Origin of the sequence: Hydrogenophaga sp. YM1, assembly GCF_016903055.1 — a bacterium.
Lineage (GTDB): Bacteria > Pseudomonadota > Gammaproteobacteria > Burkholderiales > Burkholderiaceae_C > Hydrogenophaga > Hydrogenophaga borbori.
Genome location: NZ_CP070223.1, coordinates 427,151 through 451,939, shown reverse-complemented (window position 1 = coordinate 451,939; position 24,789 = coordinate 427,151). Strand labels below are relative to the sequence as shown.

Here is a 24,789-nt window from a genome sequence, read left to right as displayed (position 1 = left end):
GCAGTCAGGCGCTGTCGCGCACCAGCACCCCAAGGGCGGTGAGTTGGGCAACGGCAGTTGCCTTCTGTGCAACCGTCAGACCGGTCGGCCAGACCAATGCGCCGCGCGCGACGATGGCGTGACGGGCGATCAGGATCGCGTCCTCACGGTCGATCAGCGTCGCATCGACGTCATTGCCGAGCACGCCAACGGCGGTTTCCGTGCCGTCCGAGGCGCTCGGGTCGAGGGCCTTGAGCTTGGCGGTAGCCGTTTCGCGGCCCACCACGGTGCCCAGCGACAGGTTCTGCGCGGCCGCGACGGTGTCCTGGTCACGCGAGTAGAGATTCGGCGCTTCGTACTTCAACAGGTCGCCGAGATTCTTGGGTTGAGAGACAGTGGGCATGGCTTACTCCTTGGCGGTGAGTTTCTTGACGGCAGCGACCACCGGACTGTTTTCCGGGTGCTGGCTGGTTCCTGCCTCGGCGGTGATGCGCGAGGCGATTTCGGGTTGGTCGGCACGGGCGTCGAGCAAGGCGCGACGCACCTTCGCTTCCGAGAAGCCTGCTGCGAGGAATTCCGCCGTGCGTTGGGACTGGCCCGCGATCAGGCACATCTCTGCAATGGCCTGTGCTTGGCCGCGCCCGCTGGCAAAGGACTGCGCCAGTGCGGCTTGGGCAGCAGGCGTCGGTTGCGAATCGCTGTCGGTCTGCGGCTGGTCGCCCTGTGGGGCGGTGTCGACCGGATCGCTCGGGTTTTCGTGGTCGTCTTTGGGGTCGGTCATGGTGTTCTCCAAGGTGAAAGGTTTGCTTCGGGGCGGGTTTGAAATGGATTGAGTGGACAGGCTTCGCGGCGAGGCGCGGGCCACGCCAGGCTGCGCCAACCGCTGCTTGGCAGCCAACGCGTCGGTGAACTCGGTCATCACCGCATCAAACGGCATCACCGCGTCGGCGAGGCCTGCTGCCACCGCCTGCTCGCCATAGAACAGCCCCGCCTCGGTGGCGCGCACGGCATCCGGATCGATTCCGCGCATCTGTCCGATCTGATTCACGAAGATGTCGTACAGGCGATCCACCTCGGTCTGCAACGCGGTGGTGGCCTGGGGGGTGAGTGGCTCGTGCGGGGAGAAATTGTTCTTGTGACTGCCCGCGAAGACAGCGGTGTAGTTCAGGCCGTCCTTGGCGTCCTTCACCGACTGGTCGACGTGCAGCGCGATCACACCAATCGACCCGACGCCAGCGGTCTGCGACAGCGTCAGGCGCTGGCAGGCAGCCGCGATGGCAAAAGCCGCCGAGTACGCGGCATCGTTGGCGTGCGCCCAGATCGGCTTGATGGTGCTGGCAGCGCGGATGCGCTCGGCCAACTCAAACACACCCGAGGCCTCGCCGCCGGGCGAGTCCAGATCGAGCAGGATGCCCGCCACCTGTGGGTCGGCCAGCGCGGCGTCCAGTCGGGCTTCGATCTCGCCGTAGGACATCAGGCCAGAGGCGGCTTCGATACCCATCGAACGTCTGACCAGCGTGCCGACCACCGGGATGACGGCAATGCCCGCCTGACCCGATGTGGCGCTTTGGCGCGGCATGGGCAGCGGCATTGCCATGTCCAGATCGGGCAAGCCGATGCGGGAACCCAACACGGAGAGGATCACGTCGAGTTTGGGACGCGCAATGAGGAGCGGCGTCCCGTAGAGGCGGGACGCCAGATGAACGAGTTGCATGTCAGTTGTCCTGTTGGTCTTGCGGCACGGTCATAGTGGCGGCCGCATTCATGGGAGCGCCCAATGTCGATGGTTGAGGCGCTTTGTCGTGGCGCGGGTCGGAGTCAAAGACCAGACCGAGCGCATCGGCGCGCTGGTTGTCGGCGGCGATCTCGCGGTCGATGTCCTCGGCGTCGTAGCCGAAGGCCGAGATGGCTTCCGAGCGAGACAGCAGCCCGGCGCGAATGGCGGTCAGCATCGCGTCGAATTCCTTCTTGGGATCGACCCACTGCCAACCCTGTGGAATCCATTTGGCCGCGAAGTAGTCGCGCTTCTTCTCGGTGAACTGCGGCAGCGCCAGCGCGCCTTCAAGTAGCGCTTGCTCCATCCAGGCACGCCAGATTGGGCGGCACAACTGGTGGACGATCACGCCGTGCTGGATGGCCTCACAGCGGCGGCGAAACTCCAGCAGCCCGGCCCGGATCGACGAGTAGTTCACTTGCGTCAGGTCTCCGGTCAGCATCTCGTAGGTGATGCCCATCGCCGCTGCCACCGCCCGGAACTGCATGCGCAGGAATTCGGCGTAGCTCGCGCCAACGTCGGCAGGCTGACTGAACTTCACGTCCTCGCCGGGCTCCAGGATCTGCATCGTGCCCGGCTCCAGCCCGGCCAATGCTGCACCACTGGCATCCGGCAAGCCTTCACCCATCAGGTTGTCCTCAGGTGACAGGCGCGTGATGAAGCCCGCGAACATCGCGGCGGTTTTCTTGCGCACGAGCTCGGCGTCGTCGTACTGGTCGAGTTCGTTGAGCTTGACCAGTGCGCGCGCCAGCCACGGTTCGCCCCGGATCTGTCCGGGCCGCAAGGGACGAAACAGGTGAATGATTTCGCTGGCCGGGACACGCACTGTGTCGAGACCGCCCACCACGCCACCGGTGACCGACATCGGAGCCAGTGAGCCATCACCCGGGTGTGAGCGATACAGGTGGTAAGCCACCCGCCGTCCGAGCTTGTCGAATTCGATGCCCGCACGGATCACATTTCCCGAAGCCAATTCCTGATTCAGCGTGGCTGGCAGGTGTTCGGGTTCGAGCAACTGCAATTGCAGGCCCACCGGCAGGCCATCCTCCGGGCGGCGAAAGCGCAGCCGCACAAGACATTCCCCGCCTTCGAGCATGGCGCGACAGGCCAAGGCCTGCAGTCCGTAGAAATCGGTCAGTCCAGCGGCATCGGCCTCCTCGCACCAGTCCCACCACAGGCTGTGGATCGCTTCGCGCAGGGGCTGATCGGCCAGCATGCTCTGCGGCTTGATGCCGGTGCCGATGGCGTTCGAGACAAAGGCTTCAACGCCTGCCGCTGCCCAGGCATTGCGGCGTACCAGATCGCGGCTCTTGGCGCGCAATTCGTTCTGGGTGAACGCCAGTGCTGCGACTGCGCCTGGATTGCCGACCTGCCACGCCAACGCGCGACGGCCGCCACCGATACCGTCATAGAACGGGGTGCCGCCAAGCAGACTCATGCCGACGCGTCTACGCATTCGGTCAAACCATTGCATGTTCAGAACCCTTTGCCGGTGGTGACCCGGATCTGGCGTGGCGCGCCAGGCCAAAGTCCGGTGTCCACGGCCTGCTCGAAGAGATCGCGCTTGACCGCCGCAATGGCAGTCTGGAGTTCATCGACGCTGCGGTACTCGACGGTCTTGTCGCCAAAGGTCACGCGCTTTTCGCCCTTGACCAGCGCCGCTTCCAGTGCGTCGAGGTGTGCTTGTGTGTAAGCCATCAGCGGAACACCGTAAGGTTGATTTCGGAGGAGTCGTCGAACGACGCAGACGTGGTGGCGCAACTGATGTCGACGTACTGAGCGGTCTTCTGGTCGGTACTGGATCGCACGATGGCAATGCGCTGCGTGCCGCTGTTGGTGCTGCTGCGGGCAAGCGCCGTCCAGCAATAGTTGGAATCCGGCATGGCAGTGGCGAAGGTCACCCGGTAGCGACCCGCCACCGTCCGGGTCACGCTGGCCACGTTGTGCGACGACCGCACGACGATTTGCGTGCCGACGTAGCCGAAGCACACCCACGCCCGGGCCAAGCCGGGGTGGGTGGCGTCGATCTTGGTCTTGACCTCGAGTCCGACACGACTGGCCAGCGCACTGATGCGCGATGCGAGGCTCATCAGACCAGCGCACCCACAAAGACCGCGACGAAGTCAGTGTCGGTGTTGCCGACATCACTGGCCGCGACGGCACCGATGTTGCTGCGTGCCTGAAGTTGCTCGGCCACGGTCAGCGACTGCGCCGCATCGAAGCGCACGCGGTTGTTCACGGCGGCGAGCAGCGCATCCAGACCACTGGTGCCGTTTTGCAGCAGTTGCTGAATTTCCACCAGCGTGTCGTAGGCGGCATCGGCACCGCCCAAGATTTCGGTCTTGAGCGCATCGAGCAGCGAGACGATCTTGTTGGACGAGTACGTGGTCGTGGCCGCGACGTGCGCATCGTCGATCACCGCCGACGACACCACGACGGCTTTCAGTTCGTTGATGGCCGCGACCAGATTTGACTTGTCGGTGGTGGTGAGGTTGGCCAGGTTGCCTGCCTTGGCGCGGACGTCGTTGAATTCCTGCGCGACGCGGATGACCAGGCTTTCGATACGGGTAGCAAGACTCATGTTTTCTCCTTGAGGTGTCAGGACAGCCAGCGGCTTTTGATCACGCGCCGACCGGTGTTACGGTTGCCAGAAACAGCGAGGCCACCGCGTTGGGTGGCCTCGTTGATCGATTCAGTAGGTGTTTCAAGGGCTGGCGGACTGGCCAGCCCAAGTTGTCGCTCCAGTTCCCGCCAGTGACGTTCCTCGAAGCGATCCAGACCCGCCGCCGATGCAGCCGCGCGGGCGTAGACGTAGCAGTCGAGCGCCTCATTGCGCTCACGCATCTTTTGCCACTCACGCACCGGGAAGCCGTTGCGGTCGCGGCGGGTGATCAGTTGTTCAGCGCAGAGTTGCTGGATGAACTCAGCGTCGATTTTGGGCAGATGGACGAACCCGGCCGGGAACACCGTGGTCAATCCGTCCTCGCCAACATCTGCGCTCTTGCGCAGGTTGTTGTAGAACTCGAGCTTGGCGATGCTGACCGCCACCGTGTACACCTTGATGCCCCGGCGCAGCTTCTTGCCACCCTGCGAGACATCGATGGCGGTCGGCGTGCCGATCAAGGCTGCACCGCGAGGCACCCCCTTGACCGCCATCACACGCGAATCGCGGCAGGCCCTCACAAAGGCGTAGGCCTCCTGCGTGGCAAACCCGGTATCCAAGGCAAAGCGCACCAGCGGCATCGCCGCGCCCGAGGCATGTGTCCATGTTTCGGCCAGCATTTCAGCGAGGCTCTTCCACACCGCGTCGCGGGCGGTGTCACCCATCAGCACGCGGTGCTCAACCAGCCAGGACTCCTTGCCGCGCCCAAAGGCCCAGACCGACGCCTCGATGCGATCTTTCTGCACGTCGGCCGCGCCGACCAAGAGCAGACCACCTTGCGGCACCGTACCGACTCGGTAGTCCTCGCGGCGTTCGACCAGTCGTTGCCAGTCCGGCGCTTCGCCTTCCTCGACCCAGGTTTCGCCTAGCTCGGTGTTCTTGAAGGTCTTGATGGCGGCGGCCGATCCCGACTCTTTACTGACGGCGGCTTCCCACGCAGCGGCGATCTCCCGCCACGAACGCCAGCCCACCGGGCTGTACAGAGACGACAGGTGGAAGCCTGCCGTCTTACCCGCGCCATCGGTGATCATCGCGCGCCACTCGCCGTGCTCCAGCATCCACGTCTTGTGGTGCTCGGCAATGGCGGTGTCACATGACTCGCAGATGTAGGCGGCGGTCTCCGGTTGCCCTTTGTCCCAACGCAGCTGCTCGAAACGCAGCCACTGACGGTGGGAGCAATGCGGACACGGCACAAAGTAGCGACGTTGGTCACTGGCCTCGTACTCGCGCTCGATAGCCGATGCCCCTGAGATCGTCGGCGTCGAGACGATGAAGATCTTGCGCCGCGCGAACGTGCGTGTACGGGCTTCGGCCAGCGAGATCGCATCGCCTTCACCCTCGACGTCCAACGGATAGCCGTCGACCTCGTCGAGGAACAGATACCGCACCGGCATCGAGCGCAGCCCGACCGCGCTGTTGGCCCCGGTCATCACCAGCACGCCACCCCGGAACTCCTTGGCCAGGATGGTGTTGCCGGAATCCCGGCTGCGCGCCGGTGCAATCAGTTCAGCCAGTGCGGACGACTCCTCGATCAGCGGATCGATCCGCTGCTTGGAGTTGCGCTTGGCCATCTCCACTGTCGGCCACACCGCCATCATTGGCCCGGGTGCGTGATGGATCACATAGCCGATCCAGTTCGATCCCATCTCGGTCGCGCCAAGCTGTGCCGCTTTCATGAACACCACGCGTTCGACCGGCGAGGTCGGCGACAGGCAATCCATGATCGCTTTCAAGTACGGCGTGCGGCTGGTGCGCCAGCGTCCGGGCTCGGCAGACGCCTTGCTGGAGAGCATCCGGTGGCGATCCGACCATTCGGACACGGTGAGCAGCGGGTCTGGTGTCAGTCCTTCGCGCCACGCGCGTTCGATCTCGGCAGCGCCTTCGTAGTCCATGTCCATCAATCCACCCTCGGGCGCATCTCGCCCAGTTCCTGCAGGTGCTCACGCACCGCCGCCTCCAAGGCGATGTGCATCGTGTGGGGATCGACGCCGAGCTTGGCTGCCATCTGTGCCGAGATGCGTGCGGGCCAGTTGAGCCAGGCATCGCGTTCGGAGCGCGCTAGCTTGAAAACATGGGCGATGGCCTGCGGCCGATCTACCAGCTCGCCCTTGAGGCGGGCCAGGCGCACTTTGTTGGTTTGCGCCTTGACCACTTCGTTGACCGTCCGCGCTTGGAGCAAGGACGTGCCACCAGCTGGTAATGCGGCGGTGCCGTCTCCTGCGGCACCGCTGGGTTCCGGGACGGCGACCTTGACCGCGCGGGTGGCCGTGCCATTGCGCGGTGCATCGGAATTGCGCGCCCACTCGCGGTCGACGCGCTCGGCATCAATCGTTCCGTCTGCCTCTGGCGTGATCCGCCCAGCAGCGATGGCCTTGCGCACCGCTGCATCGGACACCCCTCGGTGGCGTGCGTAGGCACGAATCGAAATACCCATATTTCCCCTTCGGGGCACCTTCAATCATTTATTCGTCATTCCTGCGGATTGAGCTTGGCTTCCATCTGGAACAGCGCGTTCATACGTTCGTCATCAACACCATGAAAGGACACGGACATGAGCAAGCTCGAACAACTCCTGACCCAGATCGCGCAAAACAAGCTGGGCATCGAAACCCTGGAAACCCGCCGCTCGGACAGCCTCGACTTCCACGATGTAGCGGTCTGGTGCCTACGCGATGCGCTTGAAGCTGCCTTCAACGCGGGTCTCGAGCAGGGGCGCAATGCCAACCCGTCAGACAAGGCCAACACCTGATTGCGAAGCGAAGAAGCCAAGCAGAAAGCGCTTGGCTTCACTTGAGAACAGCGCGTTCATCACATCACCGTCCACCACATCGAAGGAGCAAAACATGACCACCACCCAACTGACCCCTGCCCAGCACGCGATCCTGGCCCACGCGGTTGAACACAGCAGCGGCAAGATCGACTGGTTCCCCGACAACATCAAAGGCGGCGCACGCAAGAAGGTGCTCGACGGACTTTTCAACCGCGCACTGATCACCACCGATGGCACCGACTGGCTTGTCGCTGCGGAGGGCTACGACGCCCTGGGCATTCCGCGTCCCGACGTGAACAGGAAGGGCATCGGTCAGTTCGAAGCCAATCTCGACCGGATCATCGCCAACGCTGAAGGCGCGCCTGCGGCCGCGAGCGATCCCGAACTGGAAGCCGTCGTAACCGCCGCCGAAGCAACGTGGGTCAAGCCACGCACCCGCGAGAGCAGCAAGCAGGCCGAAGTGATCCGGATGCTGCAACGCCCCGAGGGCGCAACCATCGGCCAGATCTGCAGCGCCACCGGCTGGCAGGCGCACACGGTACGCGGCACCTTCGCCGGAGCCTTCAAGAAAAAACTTGGCCTGACCATCGTCTCGGACAAGCCGCAGGGTGGCGAGCGGATCTACCGCATCGCATGAAAACGAGCACAGCGAGTTTCGGCGATGCCAAAAAGATGGCGAGAGGAGCCATGAATAGCTTGGCTTCTCTCCCCACCAGCGCGTTCATACAGATGTCGTGATTGACGACGCCATACCAGGAAAACCGCCATGAGCACCATGACCATCACCATCGAACGCACCCCACGCACTCTGCAGTTCGCAGGCCAAAGCCTCCAGGTCGAAGAGTTGAGTATCCGCCTACCGTTTGCACGCAAACCTGCCGACCTCGGCGAACTGGGCGGGAGCGACCAGCACAAGGTCTACGTCACCGAGACCAAGGAGCTCACCCCTGCCGAATTCGACGCCTTTGGGCGCAGCCTGCTGATGTCACGCAACTGGCTGCGTGGCAAGGGTGGCGGCACTGGTGACGGCTACCTCTGCGTCGAGGTCACTGCTCCCGGACGCCCTTACCTCTACGTCAATCCCGAGGGCGGTGATTACGCCCGCTACGTAGCCCGTCTCGGATGATCGAAATTGATCGAGAAAGAAGCCAGGAACAGCTTGGCTTCTCAATCGAACAGCGCGTTACTACAGGTGTCGCAACGATCAACCCGGAGAAGACACCATGACCACCAACCAGATACCCGCCACCCAAAACGAAGCCTGGGGTTTTTGGGGCACGATGAACGAACAAGCCAGTGCCGCGTGGCCCTTGGCGATGACCTCAATCTCGGATGCCACCGGCCAGCCCCTCGAATCGGTGCGGATCTTCCTCGACAGCCGCCACGGACGCCATTTTGCCGACGACGTCCAGAACGGTTTGTACCAAGGCCAAGCCTTGCAGGATGCGATCAACGCCGCCACCCAACGTTGGATGGGCTGGACGATTGGCCGCCAGACCAGCAAGCAGTACGGCATCCCGCGCGGCCTGCCTTACCTGACAGGCTTTGTGATCCAAAGCGAAATCTGCGAAGAGATGGCTGCCTGATGAAAACGCCCGCCACCGAACGGGAGCAGGCGCTGCGTTGGCTGATTGCCAACCGGCGTCCAGAAATCTCCATCGAACAGGCTGTGCGCGTCATGTGCATGGCACTGCCGCGCGATCTCACCACCCTGCAAATCTTGCGACGCATCGCCGAGGAAGAAGAGGCCAAGCAGCCCGGCCAGACATTCAACTGGCGCACACTTCCTGGTCTGCTGCCTCGCGGATGGCCGTCTGGCCGGTGAAGTCCTCCCACCGGCGCACGATCACATCCACGTACTTCGGATCGAGTTCGATCAGCCGCGCGACGCGCCCCGACTTTTCGGCTGCAATCAACGTTGTGCCAGAACCACCGAACGGATCGAGCACCACGTTACCCGGGCGGCTCGAATTGCGGATCGCGCGCTCAACCAGCTCCACCGGCTTCATCGTCGGATGCAGATCGTTCTTCTGCGGTTTCTTGATAGCCCACACATCGCCCTGATCGCGGTCACCACACCAGTGGCGTTGCGCACCCTCGGGCCATCCGTACAAGATCGGTTCGTACTGGCGCTGGTAGTCGGCACGGCCCAGCGTGAAGGTGTTCTTGGCCCAGATGATGAACGTCGACCACTTGCCACCGGCGGCGCGAAAGGCGGCCTGCAGCACATCCAGCTCGCTGGATGACATCGCCACATAGATGCCGCCCCGGCAGTTCGCCACAGTGGGCGTCAATGCTGCCAACAGGAAGTCGTAGAAGCCATCGCCCAAGTTGTCGTTGAGGATCGCGCGATCCTTGCCGCGCATCTTGTCTTTGGCACTGTTGGCGTAGTTCACGTTGTACGGCGGGTCGGTGAAGACCATGTCTGCTACATCGCCCTGCATCAGCCGGGCATAGCTCTCGGCCACAGTCGAGTCGCCGCACAGCAGGCGGTGCTGACCCATGATCCAGACATCGCCCGGGCGCGAGATGGGTGTCTCGCCAACCTCCGGTACCGCGTCCTCATCGGTCTGGCCCACATTGTCCGGCTCGTCACCCGCGATGAGTTCGGCCAGCGCGTCGGCGTCGAAGCCGGTGATGTCCAGATCGAAACCTTCCAACTGCAAGGCCTCCAGCTCGATGCGCAACATGGCGTCATCCCAGCCAGCGTTCTCCGCGATGCGGTTGTCAGCGATGACCAAAGCGCGGCGCTGGGTTGGGCTCAGGTGATCAAGGACGACCACGGGCACGATCTCAAGCCCAAGTTTCTGCGCAGCGGCCAAACGTCCATGCCCAGCGATGATGATCCCGTCACTGCCTGCAAGGATCGGATTGGTGAAACCAAACTCGGCAATCGATGCGGCGATCTGCGCCACCTGATCATCCGAGTGCGTCCGCGCATTGCGGGCATAGGGCAGCAGTTTGGCTGTAGGCCACTGCTCGATCTTGTCTGCCAACCAGGACGCGCTCATTGTTCTACCTCCGTGGTCGCCAGCCGTTCTGTGGCCACGTCGTCGAAGGACTGGCCCGATTTGATTCCACAGCCTGCGATGAGCGTGACCGGCACGCCGGGGTGGTTTTGCTGAAAACGCTTGATGGCCACGTCCACGTACTCCGGCGCAATTTCCACACTGCGGCAGATACGACCAGTGCGTTGCGCGGCCAGCATCGTCGTACCACTGCCGCCGAAGGGCTCGAACACGACGTCACCCGAATCGGTGTAAGCCTCTATGGCAAACTCAGGCAATGCGACCGGGAACACGGCCGGGTGATCAATGTCCTGCCCAATCTTGCCCTTGTGGCGCATCACGCGAATCACCGAATCGGGGATGCGGGTGTCCTGCGTCGGCTGACCCTTGTGCGTCCAGCCGCCGACCTCGCCATCCTTACCACGCATAGCTGTGGACGACCCGTCAGCGCGCAGGTGCGATTCCTGGCCTGCATGCTTGCAAGGAACAATCTTGTTGGGTTTGCGGGTGCTGCGATTGAAGTGAAAAACAAACTCGAAACTGGGAGCCAATCGGCCCTGCCAGTCGCCGGGCATGCCTGGTCCCTGATCCCAGACGTACCACGCGAAGCGCCGCCACCCTAGCTGACGCATCCAGGACAGCCAGCCGTCCCAATAGGGGATGACTTCGTTGTCGCGGTGGATCAGCCCAAGATTGACCAGTACCTGTCCGTCGCCAGCCATCGGCAGATGTGCGAACACACCGCGCATCAGGACATCCCAATCGGCAATGCCGCCGGAGGTGTAGTCGCGCTGGTTGCCATACGGCGGCGAGGTGAAGCAAAGCTGCGCGGTGTCACCCTGCATCAGCGTGGCGACCACGGCTGGGTCGGTGGCGTCGCCACAGATCAACCGGTGCGAGCCGATGGCCCAGACATCTCCCTCGCGCGACACCGCCACCACTGGCGTGTCAGGTACGTTATCGGTCGTATCGGGTTCATCGGCGTCTACACCATCCTGCGCCGCAGGTTCTGCTTCGGTGGGCGTGGCATCTGCCAGCAGCGCATCGATCTCGATGCTCTCGAAGCCGGTCAGCGCCAGTTCGAAACCCGCTTCGGACAGCTCCGCCAGTTCGAGCGCCAACATCTCCTCATCCCAGCCAGCTTCAAGCGCCAGCCGGTTGTCGGCGATGACCAAGGCGCGCTTTTGCGCGGTGGTGAGATGGGCCAGTTCGATCACCGGCACCTGATCCAGCCCCAGCTTGCGTGCAGCAGCCAAACGACCGTGGCCCGCGATGATGCCGTTGTCGCCATCAACCAGTACCGGGTTCGTCCAGCCATATTCGACGATGCTGGCGGCGATCTTGGTGATCTGCGCATCGGAATGTGTGCGCGGATTGCGGGCGTAGGGAATCAGCGCCTCGACCTTGCGGTACTCGACGTTGAGCGTATTCAAAGAGGGTGTCCTGAAAATAGAAAACCCGCCGACGACAACCGTGGGCGGGTTTTTGGGGTTGGTGCGAACTGACGGGGTGCGAACTGCGAACCGTGCGAACCTTGGTTCGCACCCTGACGCTAAAAAAGCGCCGCGCTCGCGCCCCCCGCATTGGTTTTTGGCCAGGAAGGACCCGTTGATTTCTGGGCTGCTTCCTCTGCTGTCACCTCTGTCCAGACGATAGATGAATACTACGCAAGATCAGGTCGTTTTGTTGCAGGGGCAAAAGCCGCTGATTGCCGCGTGATGGCGCACATCCCCGACCATACGCGCCAAATCACGCCAAAACCCTACGCGACCACCACACCATTTAGTTGATCTGCGACCGTCTGCAATGCCCGCTGCCAATGCCGCCATGCCGTCGTGCGGTCGCAGGCAAAGCGGATCGTGATGTCTCGCCAGCCATAGCGCTTCGCGCGCATCCATATGAGATGACGTTGCTCGATGGTGAGCCACTGCACCCAGCGCATGACTTCCAGCATTCGTTCAATTGCCTCTGGACTCGGCGGAAAGGATCGGTACACCCTCTCGTCCGCTGCAAAGGTCTCCCATTCGCTTCGGACAATGGCGGGCCAGCAGTTGAAGTAGCCCTGCACTCGAACAGGAGGCAACCGACGACTGGTGCTTGCTGCCTCTTCAAACCGAGCGGCAACGTCCTCGATAGTCCACTTAGTCATTGCGTCGCCCTCCGTAGAGCCGGTCACCGATGCGTCGCACGATCTCGCGCTCGATGAAGTCCAGACGTTCGTCGGATGCGTTGACCACCAGGATGTGTTGGTCACGCCAGCCACGTTCCTTGATCGCATCCAGATCCGTGGCCGGAGGCTGTAGTCGACCCAGGGGGCAGCGGTATTGGGGTGTCGGCACCTTCATGTCACACCTCCTGCGTCTCGACAGCCCAGTGCAGCAAGGCCAGGGCGTCGGCTTCGTTGTCGTCGACTGGGTGTGACCACGCAGGCGGACGGACGCGATCATGTCGTCCTTGCCCGCATTGCCCTTGCCGGTCGCGTGCTTCTTGATCGTGCCGACCGGAACACCCTGGTAAGGGATGTTGTGATGCTCACACCACGCGGTCAGGTGTCCCATGAAGCCACCGTAGGCGTGCGCCGCATCAACGCCAGCGTGCCGTCGAACCTCCTCGAAGAACACCGCGTTGATGTGGTTGCTGGCCGAGAGCAATTCGTTGAGCCAGCGTTTGAAACGAAGGAAACGCATGCCGCCCCCTTCAAATCGCTGCGGCTTGAAGTGCTCCGTGCCGCTGGTGATAGTGCCGTCCAGGTGCTGCAAAGCCCACCCGGTGTGTGTGCCCAGATCAAGGGCCAAGATTGTCGTGTTCATCGTCGTGCTCCAGTTCGGGGGCGAGTGACGGATGCGACGGGTTCTTTGGAAAACAGCCTTTTACGTGCGCGCACGCGTAGCGCGTCAATCAGGAAACCCGTCAAATCCGTCACTCGCCCGGATTGCTCAGTCATCTCGGTAGGGGTAGCCGTGGCTGTACGGCTTGGGCCTGAGGGCTATGCCCGTGATCCCACGTGCGCCCCCGGTCAGCCGACACTTCTCGAACTTGCGGGCCGCCATCAGTTCGGAAAAGCGCTTGACCGAGCCCACGTACTCACCCGCGCGCTCAGCCCATTCACGCCAGTCGGCGAACAATTCGGAAACGCCTTCGCGGTGGGTCTTGGCCAGTAAGCAACGCTCTTCGATCCACTGCCCGAGCGCGTCCTCAGCCTCGAAGTACTCCTCAGTCGCCGATACCACACTGGCGGGCGGCTTCAGTCCTTGGCGTTGCCAAAGGCTGCAGCCCTCGACTGCCCACGCCAGAATGCCGTCCCGCTCCTTGAGCAGTTTTTCGGTCAGCCTGCCGTCACGCCGCTCGGGCGGGATCGTCACCGTGAACGGGATCAGGTGCAGCCGCCGCTTCATCGCCTCATCCACGTTGCGGATCGATGGCTTGTGGTTGCCTGCGATCACCAACTTGAACTGCGGCACGTACTCGAAGAAGTCCTGGCGCATGAAGCGTGCGGAAACCTTGTCGCCACCGGTGATGGCCTTAACCTTGGATTCGTTCCAACGCCGACCCTGTTCGGTTTCGATGGATGACACAAAGCGTGCGCCGCGCAGGCCCGCCAGATCGGTCGGATGTCGGTCGGTGCGCGCCTCCATGAACGTGTCCATCGGCGCGTTGGCCGCGTAGTCGCCCAAGATGGTGGTCAGGACGTTGACGAACACCGACTTGCCGTTCGCGCCGGTCCCGTACAGGAAGAACAGCGCGTGCTCGCTGGTCACGCCCGTCAGGCAGTAGCCAACCATCAGTTGCAGGTAGGCAATCAGTTCAGCGTCGCCGCCTGTGACGTCGGCCAGGAATGCGCGCCACGTCGGACTGTCGCCCTGGGGTGTGGCCGTGGTCACCTTGGTCATCCGATCATCGCGCCGGTGCGGTCGCATGCGGCCCGTGCGCAGATCAACCACACCGCCTGGTGTATTGAGCGCCCAGACGTCGGCATCCCACTCCTCGGCGGTAGACGCGTGCTTGGGATCGGAGCGTGCGATTTTCTCGACGGACGAGATCGTGGCGGAGCTGGCCAGCTTGCCTTTGAGCCGAGGGCTGTCCGCCTTGAGTGACGCCATCCGGCAGATACCGCGTGCCAGATGAGACACGTAGAGCACCTGATCCGGATTCCAGCGCACGCCGGTCCAGACCAGCCATTTGCCCCAAAGCGCGCAGTAGCGCCAGTCCTCGCCATAGCGGCGTGTGAAGGCCGAGGACAAGCCGTCCTCCGTAGCCCAGTCGACACCAGTCAGCAGATCCGGTGGTGGCGTCTCCTCGACCGAGCGCATCACCGGCATCCGCTCGCCGACGGCGAGGAAGCCTCCCACATCGAAGCCGTCCGGAATGGCGTCAGCCGCATCCCAGCCCTCCGGCTTGTCATCGGGAGGCACCAGGATGGCGACCGTGGTCGCACCCGCGTTCAGAATTGCTTGCGATGCACGGTCAGCGTAATCCCAGCCCGGCGCGTCCCGGTCAGGCCAGATCAGCACGGATTTGCCCGCCAGCGGCGACCAGTCGGTCTTATCGACGGGAGCATTTGCGCCATGCATGGCCGTGGTTGCCACCACGCCGATGGCGATCAGGGCCTGCGCACACTTCTCGCCCTCGACCAGCACAACGTGACCAGCGGCAGCCAGCCCCGGCTGGTTGTACAGCGGGCGCGGATCGGGCGGAGTCATCTTGCGCCGCTTGGCATCCCACGGCCGGAACTCCTTCTTGCGCCCGGGTGGGTCGTATCGGTACACGACCGCAATCAGTTTGCCGGTGGTATCGAAGTAGTCCCACTTGGCCGTGGCCGGGCCGAGATCATCAACCGGAGCTTCCTTCTTGGCGCGGCGTATCGGCACTGATCGCGAACGACCGAGCAGATCAGCAGCCTCGTCGAGCACCCGGGGAAAGTCGGTGTGGGCGTTGGCCCCGAGGTAGGCGGCGATCAAAGCAAAGATGTCACCGCCATCACCCGTGGCACGATCCGTCCAGAGACCAGCCTTGTCGCCTTCGAGTACCACCTCAAGGCTGTCGCCCGGGCTGCCCAGGATGTCCCCGATCAGAAACTTGCCACGACGCTTCTTTCCTGCCGGAAACATCGTGGTCAGGACTGATTCCATGCGTGCGATCAGTTCAGTGCGAATCTCGTCCCGCTCGCTGTCATTGACGTTGCGCCGGCCCGTTTCTCTCGGTGGTGATGTGTCATTGAAATCAAGCATCGGCACCACCCTCGTGTGACGTCTGCTGCGCAGCGATCCAGGCTTCCAGCTCGTTGGGTTTGAAGCGAACCAGTTTGCCGACGCGGTAATGCGGAATGCGACGCTCCTTTCGCTCCTTGGCTTGAGAGAGCCAATACGACGGCAGATTGAACATCAGTGCAGCCTGGCGCACGTCGATCAGCTGCTCGCCCAGTACGTAATTCAAATTCGAGGTATTCATGCTTGTGTCCTCCAGCAGCGGTCTTGCCACGCGCACATCCGGCATTCAAAGTGGGTCGAGTCATGGAAGGCGCGCGGCAGAAGGTCGCCCGCCTCGGTCGCCGTGATGACCTTGATCGCCCGATCCGACATGCGTTGGGCCAGTGCTGCGTCAAAGGGCACGAGCTCGGTGTAGATATCCATCGTGTCGGCGTTGAGTGCCGTGAAGATCGCCGGGTGCTCGTGCAGTTCGAGATAGGCTTGGTAGATCGCCACTTGCGCGGCGTAGACGGGCTTGGAGAGAGTCAGGCCCTTCTTGTCCAGATCGCTCCAGGACTTGTTGCCGAGACACTTACATTCCCAGAGCGCGGGATAGGCGAAGCCCTCGGGACCGCCGACGATGACGCCGTCGATGTGGCCCTGCAGGCGGCCATCGGCCACCGAGAAACCGAACTGCTCGCCGTCGGCCTTGCGGGTGCGCAGGTCAAAGCCCGCGTCCCGGAGCCACGCGACCATGCAGTCCTCCATGACGTGACCGCGTTCGAAGATCCGCAGCATTCGGCCCGGGGTGTCACGCCCGTGGTCGATGGGTGCCTTGGCGTACTCGAACTGCAGCGCTCGCTCGCAGGCCACTCCGAGGCGCGAGGCCCCGAGGTACTGGCGCTCGGACTGGCGGGCGCGAGCCTGCTGCAGGCCCGTGTCCACCAGGGTGGTGACCTGACCCGAGATGCTCGATGAGGAGTTGAAGTCGATCATGGCTTCTTCCCCTTCGGCTCTTCCCAGGGCAGGTCGTCCTCCAGATCCGCGAACGGGTTGGCCAGAGGGTCGGGCGCAGGCGTCATGCCGCGTACCGGTGGGTACTTGCTCGCCTCGTGATGCGTGACCATTGCCTCGGTGTAGCAAGTGACGATGGCGTCGATCACTTGCAGCGCCTCGGCTTCGGAGTAGTCGCCCAGTGGCTTGGTGAAGCCAATCTCGCCCGCAGCCTCGCCGAAGGCCTTGAGGCACTTCTTCATCGCGGCCAGTTCGATATCAGATGGATCGATCATGGCGACCTCCGTACTGTCGACGCGACCTTCCTTGACCCGCAGCCAGTTGCCGTACAGCGCATGAAACGCGTTTTGGCAGCGTTGTGAGCAGAACACCCAGTCGATGGGATAGCGCCGGGGATGGCCGACACCGTGACGGTTGTCGGTGTGGCCGAATCCCCGGGCCTGTCGTTTGCAGACCCAGCATTTCATCGGCCTCCCTCACTGCGCCCACGACGGCTTGCCGGTCACGGGTGCGCGTTGCGGTGCCGGTGCCTGATACGCAGGCGCAGCCGCCTGCGCAGGAGTGCCGGAATGTCCACTGCCTGGAGCCTTGGGCGGCACGCCCATCAGTTTTGCGTAGTCGGGGTGATCGGGTTCGACGGCGATCTTGACCACGTTCCGGTCTTGGCCCTTGCCATCCTTCTCAATGTCCACGCGCGCCAGAAACTCCAGGCCATCCAGTTCATGAAAGCCCTGGATGCGGCGCGCGGCGGCGGCCTGCGGGCTGTTGTCCTGGGGGTGGACGTTGCGGGCGCTGTTGAGCGCGGCGCGGATGAAACTGCGCCCCATCTGGCCCCAGGTCGGCCCCTTCTTGGAGTGCAGGCCGATGTTGCTCCACATCTTGCGCTTGGCATGGTCGCCAGCCGTGACCACGAATTCAGCGGCGAGATAGATGGAGCCGGTTTCGAAGGACTCGGTGGCGTAGCCGCCGCCCCAGCCTTGTCCCGGATCGTCATAGCCACCGGGCTTGATGGTCATGCGCACTGGCACGACAGCGCCCTTGGGGATCAGGTCAAAGCCCGACTGTTGGGGATCGGCATCTTGGAAATCAAAATAGCTGGACGACATGGCGATTACTCCTTGGATTCGGTGGTGTTTTCAGTAGTGGGGGTCCCGGTGCTAACGGGCATGGGCAATGGCGACTGGCCTGCGCACTTGGCGATCAGTGCGCCGAGATGCGGCGGCTCCAGCAGGTCGAGGCGACCGCTGCGGTCTTTGGCCGGAAAGCCGTAGGGATTGACGGTGTGCGTGATGAAGGCTCGGTAGGCACTGCCGTCGTCGGCCTTGATCTCGGCCAGCGTCACGACCTCATCGACGATGCCGGGCAGCTCCAGACTGGTCTTGCTGCCTTCGATCTGCGGCACGAACACCTTGCGGTTGTAGTCATCGAGACGTTCGTCGAGGATGGCGACGAACACCACGTTCTTGCCGCGTGCGTGCTGCAGATGTGTCAGTGCGCCGATCATTTCCTGGCCAAGCAGGCCATATGCGGCGCGCAGATCTGGCTTGCCGGAACGGTCGCTGGTGGCTCCGGGTTGCGTCTTGCACCACGCGAAGCACTGCCGGGACAACTGCGTGATCGAGTCGAGGAAGAAGGTCTGGTAGCGGTCGAGCTGCGTCGGGTTGCCAAATTTCTCGATGACGTGGTCGTAATGCGCCTGCGAAAACGTGCTCTCCGGCGGCAGTGACTTGTCCGGGCCCGCTAGGAACACGAAAAAGTCGCGGCTTTCCGGCCACGAGGCCGGGCGGATGGTGTCGCCCGGCCAGTCGGCCACGGCGAGATCGCCCGCCTCGATGTCGAGGAACAAGGTGGTGGCAGGGTCGAGGTCTTTGAGCCGGGTGGTCTTGCCGATGCCGGATTTGCCCAGCATCAGCAACTTCACACCCTTGCGCTCGGCCAAGCGCTGCTGCGCGGAAATGATCGGGAGGGACATCACGCCACCTCCTTCAGTTGTTCCGCGACCGCGGGATTCCAGAGGATCTGATAGCCGCTGTGGCCGTTGCGCGAGTACGGCATGGCTTCGGCCCATGCTTCACCGGCCTCGGTCAGCTCCCACTCGTCCCGGTCGTTGCGGAACTGAAGGCCACTGGATGCCAGCAACTGGTTCGTGGCTTTGGCTGAGCGACTCAGCAATTTGCCGAGCTGTGTGGCGTTGAGCGAGCAGATAGGCTCGTTGGCGGCAGGCAAAGCGCGGCGCAGCACTTCCGTGGTCAGGCCGGTGTTTTCCTGAATGCAGGTCAACGTGGCAGCCATTGCAATGCCGGTCTTGACGCCCGGTACCTTGGCGACCGCCTCGCCGATCATCAGGATGGCGGTGACGCGATCTTGGGTTGGCGCGGGCAAGGCAGCCATCGTGGTGGCGGCGGAATACGCGCCTGTCTTGCGGATTGCAGGCAGCACTTCACCGGTGATCCAGCGCTTGAAACGTTTTGCGGCATCCTTGGTGCTACCGAGGATCAGGGCGTAAAGCCCCGACTCGTTGACGTGGTTTTGGCGTTGACGGCCACCCGCCGTAAGGGTCTCCAATTTCTGGAGATCCTCGGCATCGACGTGGGACTTGATCGCCTGAGACGGATTGCCCATCTCCAGAGCGTCGCAGACATCGGTGGCGTTGAACCACGGCTGCCCGAGTTCATCGACCTGGACGCGCACGGCGTGCGCTTCGAACTGGAAGGGAATGATCGCGCTCATGATCAGTCCTCCCAAGACACATCGGCGATACGGTCGGCTCCACGCGCGGCACGTTTGCGCACCTCGGTGTGGAGTTCTTCCAGCGCGGTGCGGCGGCGGCCGAGCGCCAGCGATTCCGCGTTGGCTGTCTGGATGGCAAAAGCCAGCTCGTCCACAGTGGCGGCATTGAGCGGGACAACGACGTCCTGACCGTCCGCGCGGCGATATCGGATTTCGTCAGGGAGGTGTTCGCCGTAGATGGACGGCAGCTGTTGACGCAGCGAGGCGATGAGATTGGTGCTCATGGTCATTACTCCGAATCGATGGAAAGGGTGAAAGACGGTTTGCCGGAATCCACGGTGCGAGCGGCGGCGAACTGCTGTTGCAAGGCAGGCGGCCAGTTCGTGAAGCGGGATTCGGAGACGGACAACTTGATGTCGAGGTAACCCTCGACCTTCTCGCCTGAGGCGACGATGCGTTCAGCGATCTCAGCCAGTTGCTTCTGATCCCAGCTGACCTTCTTGGGCAGCTCGAACTTCAGGTGCAGCAGGCCATCGCTGATGTGTGCGGTGCCGAAGTCACGGCCGGATTCGCGCAGCGCGGTGCGTGCCTGCTCGCCGTAGCACTGATCCAGTGCCGCGTCGAACTTGGTGCGCGCCTTCTTCAGCCAGTCGATGGCTGCATCGAGGTTCTTGTCGATCTCGTGTTTCTGCGCGGGTGGCAATGCGGCCAGCTGGCTTACGGACATCTCTGCGATGTCGGCGGGGAAGATGGTGATGTCATTCATCGCATCTCTCCTCAAACCGCCGCGCGTTCGGATGTCGAGTCGTGCAGCGCTTCACGCTCAAACTCGAGGATCGCGTCGACTGGGTAGCCGACACGCTTGGACAGCTTCAGGTAGCGTGGACCGCGACCCTCACTGCGCCAGCGCTGCAAAGTCTTGGGGCTCACGCCCCAGCGTTGCGCGAGCTCGTTCTCGTTGAGCACGCGGCGATCACCGGGTGACATGGTGTTGATCGCCTGCTGTGGCGACCGGGGGATACCGCTGGTTGGTGTCTGCATGGAATGCTCCTGTGACGTTGTTGAGTAACAGGTGTCATTCCAAACTTCGGGTGGCGAACCTTTAAGGGACGCAATGGCGAACCACGATGGAACTCCAGGTTCGCCAATGGCCCAGGGCAGAAAAGCAAACGGCGAGCACATGGCTCGCCGTCATCGAGTGTGTCTGGAGGCAGATCAGGCGTCGGGGAAACCGAGCAATCGACGCTGCGCAGCCCAATCGCGCGGCAGTTGCTCTTGGCGGCCACGCAAGGTGTGCAGATTCAAGTGGCGTGGCTGACGTCCTTCGAATATCGCCTCCACGATATCGGGGGCCAGCATGGTCATGCGCAAGACCTCGGCAGCCCAGCCCGGCTCCACTTTCATGGCGTGCGCCAAGTCCGTTGTCGTCGAGTAGGTGCCATCGTCGATCAAGCGCTTCCAGTAGAAGGCCTTGCCCAGCGTTTTGATCATCGGCACATCGAAGCCACCGATTCGGTCCGCGATCTCGGGGGCTGGCGGTATCAGCAGCTTCCGATTCTGGCGGCGCTTGATCGTCAGGGGCACCAAGGTGACCCGCTGCCCCTCGCTGACATAACTGCGCGCCTCGGCTCCGACCTCGATGCGGACGGCGCGCTGGCGCTGGTGAGTTGTGGCATTCATGCCAAAGCCTCCTCGACACGTTCTTGGGTCTCTTCGATCAAGGGATGCGTGCTGATGTCTGCACCGAATCCGATCCAACCGTCCTCCCGCCAAACGATATCCAGGCCGTGCCCGTGTAGTTGCACGCGTTCGATCAGCAGCCGTGTGATCCGTTGCTGCTCGGCAGGGAACAGTTGCGACCACACGTCACCGATGCGCTGCATGGCGACCACCACCTGTGCCTCGTCCAGCGTCGACCCCGCCGGATGCTGCTGGCAGGATCTCCACACTGCGATCAGCATTTGCGGCGATGAGAGCGCAGCATGGATTTGCGCCAACACGGCATCTTCAATCTCGGCGGCTGGCAGGTGGCCCACGTCCGGCGTATGCGGAGCCAGGCTGGCACCTGCGTTGCGCCGCTTGTGCAGGTAAGGCACGTAGTAGCGGTACTGCCGACCATTTTTCTTTTTGACGAAGGAGTGCAACATGCGTTGGCCATCCGGTGCAAACAGAAGTCCCGCCAGCAGTGCCGGATGCTTGGCTCGGTGTTCGCGCGGTGCCTGCTTTCGCCTCTCAATGAACGCGTGTGCCGCACCCCACAATTCTTGAGAAATGATGGGGTCGTGCTGGGCCGAGTACCACGTCTCGTGATTGCAGATTTCGCCGAGGTAAATGCGGTTACGCAGCAAGGTGAAGAGGTACTGCTGATCGATGCTGCGCCCCAATCGCTCCCGACCGGACTGGGTGACCCATGCCTTGGTGGTATGCCCTTCGATTTCCAATTCGCGGACGAGTCGCGCAGCCGAGCCGTGCTCGGCATAGCGGCGGAAGATGTCACGCACCAGCGCGGTTTCACGTTCATTGATGACGAGCTTGCGTTCGACCACGTCGTATCCAAGAGGCGGGACTCCGCCCATCCACATGCCCTTGGCCTTGCTGGCGGCGATCTTGTCGCGGATGCGTTCGCCCGTGACCTCGCGTTCGAACTGCGCGAATGACAAAAGGATGTTGAGCGTCAATCGCCCCATCGATGTGGTGGTGTTGAACTGCTGCGTGACCGCGACAAAGGAGACGCCGTTGCGGTCGAAGACCTCGACCAGCTTTGCGAAGTCCGGCAGGCTGCGCGTGAGGCGGTCGATTTTGTAGACGACCACGGTATCGATCTTCCCCGCCTCGATGTCGATCATCAGTCGGCGCAACCCGGGCCGTTCCATGTTGCCGCCAGAGTAGCCGCCGTCGTCGTATCCGTCATCGACGGCTATCCAGCCTTCATGCCGTTGGCTTGCAATGAAGGCCAAGCCTGCATCACGCTGTGCCTCGAGGCTGTTGTATTCCTGATCGAGGCCTTCGTCAGTGGATTTGCGGGTGTAGACGGCGCAGCGCTTCTTTGGCGTGACTGCGGGAATCTGGTTTCGACGCACAGAGCTCATGCTGCCCCCTTCTTCGAAGCTGGTGCCTTCAAACCAAAGAACACCGGGCCTGACCAATGGCTGCCTGTGATGCGCTTGGCCACAGCGGACAGGCTCTTGAAGCGTTGCCCCTGGTACTCGAAATCATTCGATCCGCGCACCAGCACACGATGTTCAATGTCGTCGTAGATGCGTGTCAGGACGGTACCGGGCAGTAGGCGTTGGCTATCGCCGCGCAGTTGCTTGGGCAAGATGCCGGTTTCGCCAACCTCCTCAAGCTTCTTGCGCAGTGACGGTTTCAAACCGCCAAACGCGCGCTCTTGCATCCGGTAGGCCAGGCGACTTTCCAACCAGACCCGATGGTGGTGATTCGGCCGTTCATCGAAATGGTCATCCCAGAGAGCCCAAAGATCATCCATCGAAAGATGGGGAATAGCCGCGACGCGGGCGGCGACTGAGGCGGGCGTTGGTGAGGTTGCGTGTGCTGTCATGGGCGAACTCCGTTGTTGTGATCGGGGTTCGCATTCACGCGCTGTTGGCCGGGGAAGCCAAGGCAAACGTGCTCGCTGTTTTGGGGGATGTTGCGCGATTGGCGGACACGAAGGCGCAGCAGCGCGGCAGCCAAGAGATCAGCGATTTCTTGATGCCCGTGCCGTGGCCGTTCAGGTGATGTGCAAATGGAGATAGGTTCGATTTCTGTCATGGCAAGCGTTCCGATGGAAAACGCTGCTCATGCTAGAAACCAAGGGCACTTCCCGTAACGTGATTTAGCGGGAGTGCGCGGTTCTTGCACTATGTTTTTTTGGGCCGGTACCAAGCCGCGCGCTGGCCATTCACTTCGCGATATCGAAGCTCGAAAAGGCGGGATTCGTGCACGACCTGCCGCCAACTGCTGCACCCATACTTGGCGGGCAGTTGATCGGGGTACCTTTCTGCAATCCATCGTCCAGCAGTAGTGACCGGCGTCCACTCGTCGACAGCCAACTGATTTGCTGCTTCACGCAATGCGCGAACAATTCCGGCTGCGGGCCAATCCACCGAGCCATCCGGCGCTATGCCGTTGATCACCAGATCGTGGAAGGCATCGGACTGGGCAAACTCCGCCGCCAGACGACGGGCCTGATCCATGTGCTCCGCCCAGCCTCGCAGTTGCTCAAAGTGTTGATCGACGCGACTGTAGGCCGCCACCAAGGATTCTTGCGCACCACGGCATCCGTCCAGACTCCAAAGGTCGTGCTGGTCGATAAAGTGGTGCACCAGGTTGTTCCGTAGCAGAACCAGTTCCTTCAGATCGTTTTGCGTCGTATCGAAATCCTCGGCGGACATCCGCAAGCTCATCTTCATCTTGAACGAGATGATGTTGTCGGGCGCATCTGGTTCGGCGACCTCGTCTTGCTCGCCGCTGGTGACATACGTTCCGAGCAGCGTGCCAACCAACGTACCCAGAGTCTTGTTTGCGGCATCCGCAATGCGCTCCGCCTGGTTCGATTCGAGGGGTGATCCTGACGCGGAGATTTCGTGGTGGGCCACGATGGCCTTCATCAGTTGTTCGTACTGCTGCAGACGCAAGAGACAACGGCCCAGCATTCGCTGCACCTCGCGTTGCAAGGTCTGCAGTTCTTCATCTATGGGTTGGATCGGCAAGCCTGTCATCGAGGGACTCACCGTACTGGCAATTGCCCGTTCGAGACGAACTGATCGAAGCTGTCAAAGCTCTCGCCGTCTTGCCAAGACCGATCCCATGACCGTGGTTCAGCACTTTCCAGTAGCAGAAGGGTCAGGACGCGATCCCCTGTGGTGTAGCTGTGCTTGAACTCGCGCAACTTCATGTGTGGTGCCTCCTCCGGGCACCAGATCGCGGCAGACATCTCCGTGCCATCCCACTCCTGCTCAACGGCGGAATCAGCAGCCAGGGTGCCGGGTAATGGTTCCTGCGGATCGTCAGTGCGCCGAATGCGGGCGCGCGTCTTGACCGCGCTGCTGCTGCGCCATTCGTACTTCACGAAACCGTTGTCCCAATAGACAAGGATTGCCCGTTGCGTGGTGAATTTGATGAACCGAATGCACAGCGCCTCGAACGACACCTGGAACCGTTTGGCAAGGGCGCTCAGGACATGCAAGTCGATGCGCTGGTTCGAGATCCACTCGCGCAGCAAGTCGCCAGGCATCAGCAGGTTGCTGGCAAAGTCGTCCGCCTCACGTTCGATGACACGGATAGTGTCCGCGCCGGAGTACACGCTTTCCTTGTCGCAGTTGAAACTTTGCCGCTGATCGCGGTGAAGGATGAAGTGGCCCAGTTCGTGAGCGATGGTGAAACGCTGGCGCTCGGGGTTTGCCTTGCCGTTATAGAAGATGCCCCACTCTGCGGTGTCCTGTGGGTTGCGCACCAGCATGCCTTCGCAGCTATTGATGTCCAGCACCATCGGGGCCTTGATCTCACGCACCCCTTTGCCGTAAGGCGTCTCCGGAAGCATCTGTCGGACGACTTCGAGATCCACAGCATCTGGCATGCCGTCGGCGTGCCACGCCCGCAACCATCTCAAGACGGTGCTGGCCGCGATGGAACCGGTGAGGGGCTGGGGTGCGCTCAATTGTCAG

The 24,789-nt window shown here is 62.4% G+C and carries 33 protein-coding genes and 1 pseudogene; 5 read left to right on the top strand and 29 right to left on the bottom strand.

Annotated features, from left to right (window positions below):
* Positions 1-4 precede the first annotated feature (4 nt).
* Genes JNX00_RS02260 through JNX00_RS02225 form a run of 8 tightly spaced genes read right to left on the bottom strand, consistent with a single transcriptional unit; the run spans position 5 to position 6,849 of the window.
* Entirely contained in the window at positions 5-382 is a 378-nt protein-coding gene (locus tag JNX00_RS02260) for a head decoration protein (RefSeq protein ID WP_009521717.1), read from the bottom strand.
* Between the two features lie 3 nt (positions 383-385).
* Entirely contained in the window at positions 386-1,693 is a 1,308-nt protein-coding gene (locus tag JNX00_RS02255) for a S49 family peptidase (RefSeq protein ID WP_204743960.1), read from the bottom strand.
* Position 1,694: 1 nt separating this feature from the next.
* Positions 1,695-3,227, bottom strand: a complete 1,533-nt coding sequence (locus JNX00_RS02250; RefSeq protein WP_204743959.1) for a phage portal protein — start codon at positions 3,225-3,227, stop codon at positions 1,695-1,697.
* A gap of 2 nt (positions 3,228-3,229) precedes the next feature.
* The gene (locus JNX00_RS02245; protein WP_204743958.1) at positions 3,230-3,451 is read right to left on the bottom strand and encodes a hypothetical protein; all 222 of its coding nucleotides are present in this window, start codon (positions 3,449-3,451) and stop codon (positions 3,230-3,232) included.
* Positions 3,451-3,843, bottom strand: a complete 393-nt coding sequence (locus JNX00_RS02240; protein WP_204743957.1) for a hypothetical protein — start codon at positions 3,841-3,843, stop codon at positions 3,451-3,453. The genes JNX00_RS02245 and JNX00_RS02240 overlap by 1 nt, the downstream gene beginning before the upstream one ends.
* Positions 3,843-4,334, bottom strand: a complete 492-nt coding sequence (locus tag JNX00_RS02235) for a hypothetical protein (RefSeq protein WP_204743956.1) — start codon at positions 4,332-4,334, stop codon at positions 3,843-3,845. The genes JNX00_RS02240 and JNX00_RS02235 overlap by 1 nt, the downstream gene beginning before the upstream one ends.
* Positions 4,335-4,351: 17 nt before the next feature.
* Positions 4,352-6,313, bottom strand: coding sequence for a phage terminase large subunit family protein (locus tag JNX00_RS02230; protein WP_204743955.1), 1,962 nt, complete (start codon positions 6,311-6,313; stop codon positions 4,352-4,354).
* A complete protein-coding gene (locus tag JNX00_RS02225) occupies positions 6,313-6,849 on the bottom strand; it encodes an elements of external origin (RefSeq protein ID WP_123237500.1) in 537 nt (178 codons plus the stop codon). The genes JNX00_RS02230 and JNX00_RS02225 overlap by 1 nt, the downstream gene beginning before the upstream one ends.
* A 117-nt stretch (positions 6,850-6,966) precedes the next feature.
* Between JNX00_RS02225 and JNX00_RS02220 the strand changes: the two genes are divergently transcribed.
* The 5 genes from JNX00_RS02220 to JNX00_RS02200 all read left to right on the top strand — a co-directional run bounded on the left by JNX00_RS02220 (position 6,967) and on the right by JNX00_RS02200 (position 9,010).
* A complete protein-coding gene (locus JNX00_RS02220; RefSeq protein ID WP_055451284.1) occupies positions 6,967-7,164 on the top strand; it encodes a hypothetical protein in 198 nt (65 codons plus the stop codon).
* Positions 7,165-7,258: 94 nt separating this feature from the next.
* Positions 7,259-7,822 carry a DUF3489 domain-containing protein gene (locus tag JNX00_RS02215; protein ID WP_204743954.1) on the top strand — a complete coding sequence of 188 codons (564 nt, stop codon included), beginning with the start codon at positions 7,259-7,261 and terminating at the stop codon, positions 7,820-7,822.
* Positions 7,823-7,951: 129 nt separating this feature from the next.
* Positions 7,952-8,311 carry a hypothetical protein gene (locus tag JNX00_RS02210; protein ID WP_204743953.1) on the top strand — a complete coding sequence of 120 codons (360 nt, stop codon included), beginning with the start codon at positions 7,952-7,954 and terminating at the stop codon, positions 8,309-8,311.
* Between the two features lie 97 nt (positions 8,312-8,408).
* Positions 8,409-8,771 (top strand): hypothetical protein, encoded by a 363-nt coding sequence (locus tag JNX00_RS02205; RefSeq protein WP_204743952.1) that lies wholly within the window; start codon positions 8,409-8,411, stop codon positions 8,769-8,771.
* Positions 8,771-9,010 carry a hypothetical protein gene (locus tag JNX00_RS02200; RefSeq protein WP_204743951.1) on the top strand — a complete coding sequence of 80 codons (240 nt, stop codon included), beginning with the start codon at positions 8,771-8,773 and terminating at the stop codon, positions 9,008-9,010. The genes JNX00_RS02205 and JNX00_RS02200 overlap by 1 nt, the downstream gene beginning before the upstream one ends.
* Here the strand turns inward: JNX00_RS02200 and JNX00_RS02195 are convergent.
* From JNX00_RS02195 to JNX00_RS02095, 21 genes and pseudogenes are all read right to left on the bottom strand, one after another.
* Entirely contained in the window at positions 8,955-10,196 is a 1,242-nt protein-coding gene (locus tag JNX00_RS02195; RefSeq protein ID WP_204743950.1) for a site-specific DNA-methyltransferase, read from the bottom strand. The two genes, JNX00_RS02200 and JNX00_RS02195, sit on opposite strands and share 56 nt — an antisense overlap.
* Positions 10,193-11,626 (bottom strand): site-specific DNA-methyltransferase, encoded by a 1,434-nt coding sequence (locus JNX00_RS02190; protein WP_204743949.1) that lies wholly within the window; start codon positions 11,624-11,626, stop codon positions 10,193-10,195. The genes JNX00_RS02195 and JNX00_RS02190 overlap by 4 nt, the downstream gene beginning before the upstream one ends.
* A gap of 329 nt (positions 11,627-11,955) precedes the next feature.
* Positions 11,956-12,342 (bottom strand): DUF6362 family protein, encoded by a 387-nt coding sequence (locus tag JNX00_RS02185; protein ID WP_204743948.1) that lies wholly within the window; start codon positions 12,340-12,342, stop codon positions 11,956-11,958.
* Entirely contained in the window at positions 12,335-12,538 is a 204-nt protein-coding gene (locus JNX00_RS02180; RefSeq protein WP_204743947.1) for a hypothetical protein, read from the bottom strand. The genes JNX00_RS02185 and JNX00_RS02180 overlap by 8 nt, the downstream gene beginning before the upstream one ends.
* A gap of 1 nt (position 12,539) precedes the next feature.
* Positions 12,540-13,003, bottom strand: a pseudogene (locus tag JNX00_RS02175) (hypothetical protein).
* A gap of 126 nt (positions 13,004-13,129) precedes the next feature.
* Complete coding sequence (locus JNX00_RS02170; protein WP_204743946.1) at positions 13,130-15,421, bottom strand: phage/plasmid primase, P4 family; 2,292 nt, start codon at positions 15,419-15,421, stop codon at positions 13,130-13,132.
* Complete coding sequence (locus JNX00_RS02165; protein WP_123237489.1) at positions 15,414-15,641, bottom strand: helix-turn-helix domain-containing protein; 228 nt, start codon at positions 15,639-15,641, stop codon at positions 15,414-15,416. Before JNX00_RS02165 ends, JNX00_RS02170 begins: the two co-directional genes overlap by 8 nt.
* Complete coding sequence (locus tag JNX00_RS02160; protein WP_204743945.1) at positions 15,638-16,375, bottom strand: hypothetical protein; 738 nt, start codon at positions 16,373-16,375, stop codon at positions 15,638-15,640. The genes JNX00_RS02165 and JNX00_RS02160 overlap by 4 nt, the downstream gene beginning before the upstream one ends.
* Positions 16,372-16,860, bottom strand: coding sequence for a DUF6511 domain-containing protein (locus JNX00_RS02155; protein ID WP_204743944.1), 489 nt, complete (start codon positions 16,858-16,860; stop codon positions 16,372-16,374). The genes JNX00_RS02160 and JNX00_RS02155 overlap by 4 nt, the downstream gene beginning before the upstream one ends.
* A 9-nt stretch (positions 16,861-16,869) precedes the next feature.
* The gene (locus tag JNX00_RS02150; RefSeq protein ID WP_204743943.1) at positions 16,870-17,499 is read right to left on the bottom strand and encodes a hypothetical protein; all 630 of its coding nucleotides are present in this window, start codon (positions 17,497-17,499) and stop codon (positions 16,870-16,872) included.
* A gap of 5 nt (positions 17,500-17,504) precedes the next feature.
* A complete protein-coding gene (locus JNX00_RS02145; protein ID WP_204743942.1) occupies positions 17,505-18,365 on the bottom strand; it encodes an ATP-binding protein in 861 nt (286 codons plus the stop codon).
* On the bottom strand, positions 18,365-19,123 hold the full coding sequence (locus tag JNX00_RS02140) for a BRO family protein (RefSeq protein ID WP_204743941.1): 759 nt from the start codon (positions 19,121-19,123) through the stop codon (positions 18,365-18,367). Before JNX00_RS02140 ends, JNX00_RS02145 begins: the two co-directional genes overlap by 1 nt.
* Before the next feature lie 2 nt (positions 19,124-19,125).
* Positions 19,126-19,407, bottom strand: a complete 282-nt coding sequence (locus tag JNX00_RS02135; RefSeq protein ID WP_024541974.1) for a hypothetical protein — start codon at positions 19,405-19,407, stop codon at positions 19,126-19,128.
* A 5-nt stretch (positions 19,408-19,412) separates the two neighbouring features.
* On the bottom strand, positions 19,413-19,889 hold the full coding sequence (locus JNX00_RS02130) for a hypothetical protein (protein WP_069376957.1): 477 nt from the start codon (positions 19,887-19,889) through the stop codon (positions 19,413-19,415).
* A gap of 11 nt (positions 19,890-19,900) precedes the next feature.
* A complete protein-coding gene (locus JNX00_RS02125; protein ID WP_020200569.1) occupies positions 19,901-20,164 on the bottom strand; it encodes a helix-turn-helix domain-containing protein in 264 nt (87 codons plus the stop codon).
* Between the two features lie 174 nt (positions 20,165-20,338).
* A complete protein-coding gene (locus tag JNX00_RS02120; protein WP_204743940.1) occupies positions 20,339-20,803 on the bottom strand; it encodes a hypothetical protein in 465 nt (154 codons plus the stop codon).
* Positions 20,800-22,212, bottom strand: a complete 1,413-nt coding sequence (locus JNX00_RS02115; RefSeq protein ID WP_204743939.1) for a recombinase family protein — start codon at positions 22,210-22,212, stop codon at positions 20,800-20,802. The genes JNX00_RS02120 and JNX00_RS02115 overlap by 4 nt, the downstream gene beginning before the upstream one ends.
* On the bottom strand, positions 22,209-22,682 hold the full coding sequence (locus JNX00_RS02110) for a DUF2924 domain-containing protein (RefSeq protein ID WP_055451266.1): 474 nt from the start codon (positions 22,680-22,682) through the stop codon (positions 22,209-22,211). The genes JNX00_RS02115 and JNX00_RS02110 overlap by 4 nt, the downstream gene beginning before the upstream one ends.
* Positions 22,679-22,894, bottom strand: coding sequence for a hypothetical protein (locus JNX00_RS02105; protein WP_204743938.1), 216 nt, complete (start codon positions 22,892-22,894; stop codon positions 22,679-22,681). The genes JNX00_RS02110 and JNX00_RS02105 overlap by 4 nt, the downstream gene beginning before the upstream one ends.
* Positions 22,895-22,983: 89 nt before the next feature.
* On the bottom strand, positions 22,984-23,844 hold the full coding sequence (locus JNX00_RS02100; protein WP_239478238.1) for an OST-HTH/LOTUS domain-containing protein: 861 nt from the start codon (positions 23,842-23,844) through the stop codon (positions 22,984-22,986).
* 8 nt (positions 23,845-23,852) lie between these two features.
* Positions 23,853-24,782 carry an ImmA/IrrE family metallo-endopeptidase gene (locus JNX00_RS02095; protein WP_239478237.1) on the bottom strand — a complete coding sequence of 310 codons (930 nt, stop codon included), beginning with the start codon at positions 24,780-24,782 and terminating at the stop codon, positions 23,853-23,855.
* Positions 24,783-24,789: the final 7 nt, after the last annotated feature.

Excerpts from the sequence above, each read along its gene's own strand:
- JNX00_RS02260 (WP_009521717.1), bottom strand. The coding sequence starts at position 382 with ATGCCCACTGTCTCTCAACCCAAGAATCTCGGCGACCTGTTGAAGTAC.
- JNX00_RS02255 (WP_204743960.1), bottom strand. The coding sequence starts at position 1,693 with ATGCAACTCGTTCATCTGGCGTCCCGCCTCTACGGGACGCCGCTCCTC.
- JNX00_RS02250 (WP_204743959.1), bottom strand. The coding sequence starts at position 3,227 with ATGCAATGGTTTGACCGAATGCGTAGACGCGTCGGCATGAGTCTGCTT.
- JNX00_RS02245 (WP_204743958.1), bottom strand. The coding sequence starts at position 3,451 with ATGGCTTACACACAAGCACACCTCGACGCACTGGAAGCGGCGCTGGTC.
- JNX00_RS02240 (WP_204743957.1), bottom strand. The coding sequence starts at position 3,843 with ATGAGCCTCGCATCGCGCATCAGTGCGCTGGCCAGTCGTGTCGGACTC.
- JNX00_RS02235 (WP_204743956.1), bottom strand. The coding sequence starts at position 4,334 with ATGAGTCTTGCTACCCGTATCGAAAGCCTGGTCATCCGCGTCGCGCAG.
- JNX00_RS02230 (WP_204743955.1), bottom strand. The coding sequence starts at position 6,313 with ATGGACATGGACTACGAAGGCGCTGCCGAGATCGAACGCGCGTGGCGC.
- JNX00_RS02225 (WP_123237500.1), bottom strand. The coding sequence starts at position 6,849 with ATGGGTATTTCGATTCGTGCCTACGCACGCCACCGAGGGGTGTCCGAT.
- JNX00_RS02220 (WP_055451284.1), top strand. The coding sequence starts at position 6,967 with ATGAGCAAGCTCGAACAACTCCTGACCCAGATCGCGCAAAACAAGCTG.
- JNX00_RS02215 (WP_204743954.1), top strand. The coding sequence starts at position 7,259 with ATGACCACCACCCAACTGACCCCTGCCCAGCACGCGATCCTGGCCCAC.
- JNX00_RS02210 (WP_204743953.1), top strand. The coding sequence starts at position 7,952 with ATGAGCACCATGACCATCACCATCGAACGCACCCCACGCACTCTGCAG.
- JNX00_RS02205 (WP_204743952.1), top strand. The coding sequence starts at position 8,409 with ATGACCACCAACCAGATACCCGCCACCCAAAACGAAGCCTGGGGTTTT.
- JNX00_RS02200 (WP_204743951.1), top strand. The coding sequence starts at position 8,771 with ATGAAAACGCCCGCCACCGAACGGGAGCAGGCGCTGCGTTGGCTGATT.
- JNX00_RS02195 (WP_204743950.1), bottom strand. The coding sequence starts at position 10,196 with ATGAGCGCGTCCTGGTTGGCAGACAAGATCGAGCAGTGGCCTACAGCC.
- JNX00_RS02185 (WP_204743948.1), bottom strand. The coding sequence starts at position 12,342 with ATGACTAAGTGGACTATCGAGGACGTTGCCGCTCGGTTTGAAGAGGCA.
- JNX00_RS02180 (WP_204743947.1), bottom strand. The coding sequence starts at position 12,538 with ATGAAGGTGCCGACACCCCAATACCGCTGCCCCCTGGGTCGACTACAG.
- JNX00_RS02170 (WP_204743946.1), bottom strand. The coding sequence starts at position 15,421 with ATGCTTGATTTCAATGACACATCACCACCGAGAGAAACGGGCCGGCGC.
- JNX00_RS02165 (WP_123237489.1), bottom strand. The coding sequence starts at position 15,641 with ATGAATACCTCGAATTTGAATTACGTACTGGGCGAGCAGCTGATCGAC.
- JNX00_RS02160 (WP_204743945.1), bottom strand. The coding sequence starts at position 16,375 with ATGATCGACTTCAACTCCTCATCGAGCATCTCGGGTCAGGTCACCACC.
- JNX00_RS02155 (WP_204743944.1), bottom strand. The coding sequence starts at position 16,860 with ATGAAATGCTGGGTCTGCAAACGACAGGCCCGGGGATTCGGCCACACC.
- JNX00_RS02150 (WP_204743943.1), bottom strand. The coding sequence starts at position 17,499 with ATGTCGTCCAGCTATTTTGATTTCCAAGATGCCGATCCCCAACAGTCG.
- JNX00_RS02145 (WP_204743942.1), bottom strand. The coding sequence starts at position 18,365 with ATGTCCCTCCCGATCATTTCCGCGCAGCAGCGCTTGGCCGAGCGCAAG.
- JNX00_RS02140 (WP_204743941.1), bottom strand. The coding sequence starts at position 19,123 with ATGAGCGCGATCATTCCCTTCCAGTTCGAAGCGCACGCCGTGCGCGTC.
- JNX00_RS02135 (WP_024541974.1), bottom strand. The coding sequence starts at position 19,407 with ATGAGCACCAATCTCATCGCCTCGCTGCGTCAACAGCTGCCGTCCATC.
- JNX00_RS02130 (WP_069376957.1), bottom strand. The coding sequence starts at position 19,889 with ATGAATGACATCACCATCTTCCCCGCCGACATCGCAGAGATGTCCGTA.
- JNX00_RS02125 (WP_020200569.1), bottom strand. The coding sequence starts at position 20,164 with ATGCAGACACCAACCAGCGGTATCCCCCGGTCGCCACAGCAGGCGATC.
- JNX00_RS02120 (WP_204743940.1), bottom strand. The coding sequence starts at position 20,803 with ATGAATGCCACAACTCACCAGCGCCAGCGCGCCGTCCGCATCGAGGTC.
- JNX00_RS02115 (WP_204743939.1), bottom strand. The coding sequence starts at position 22,212 with ATGAGCTCTGTGCGTCGAAACCAGATTCCCGCAGTCACGCCAAAGAAG.
- JNX00_RS02110 (WP_055451266.1), bottom strand. The coding sequence starts at position 22,682 with ATGACAGCACACGCAACCTCACCAACGCCCGCCTCAGTCGCCGCCCGC.
- JNX00_RS02105 (WP_204743938.1), bottom strand. The coding sequence starts at position 22,894 with ATGACAGAAATCGAACCTATCTCCATTTGCACATCACCTGAACGGCCA.
- JNX00_RS02100 (WP_239478238.1), bottom strand. The coding sequence starts at position 23,844 with ATGACAGGCTTGCCGATCCAACCCATAGATGAAGAACTGCAGACCTTG.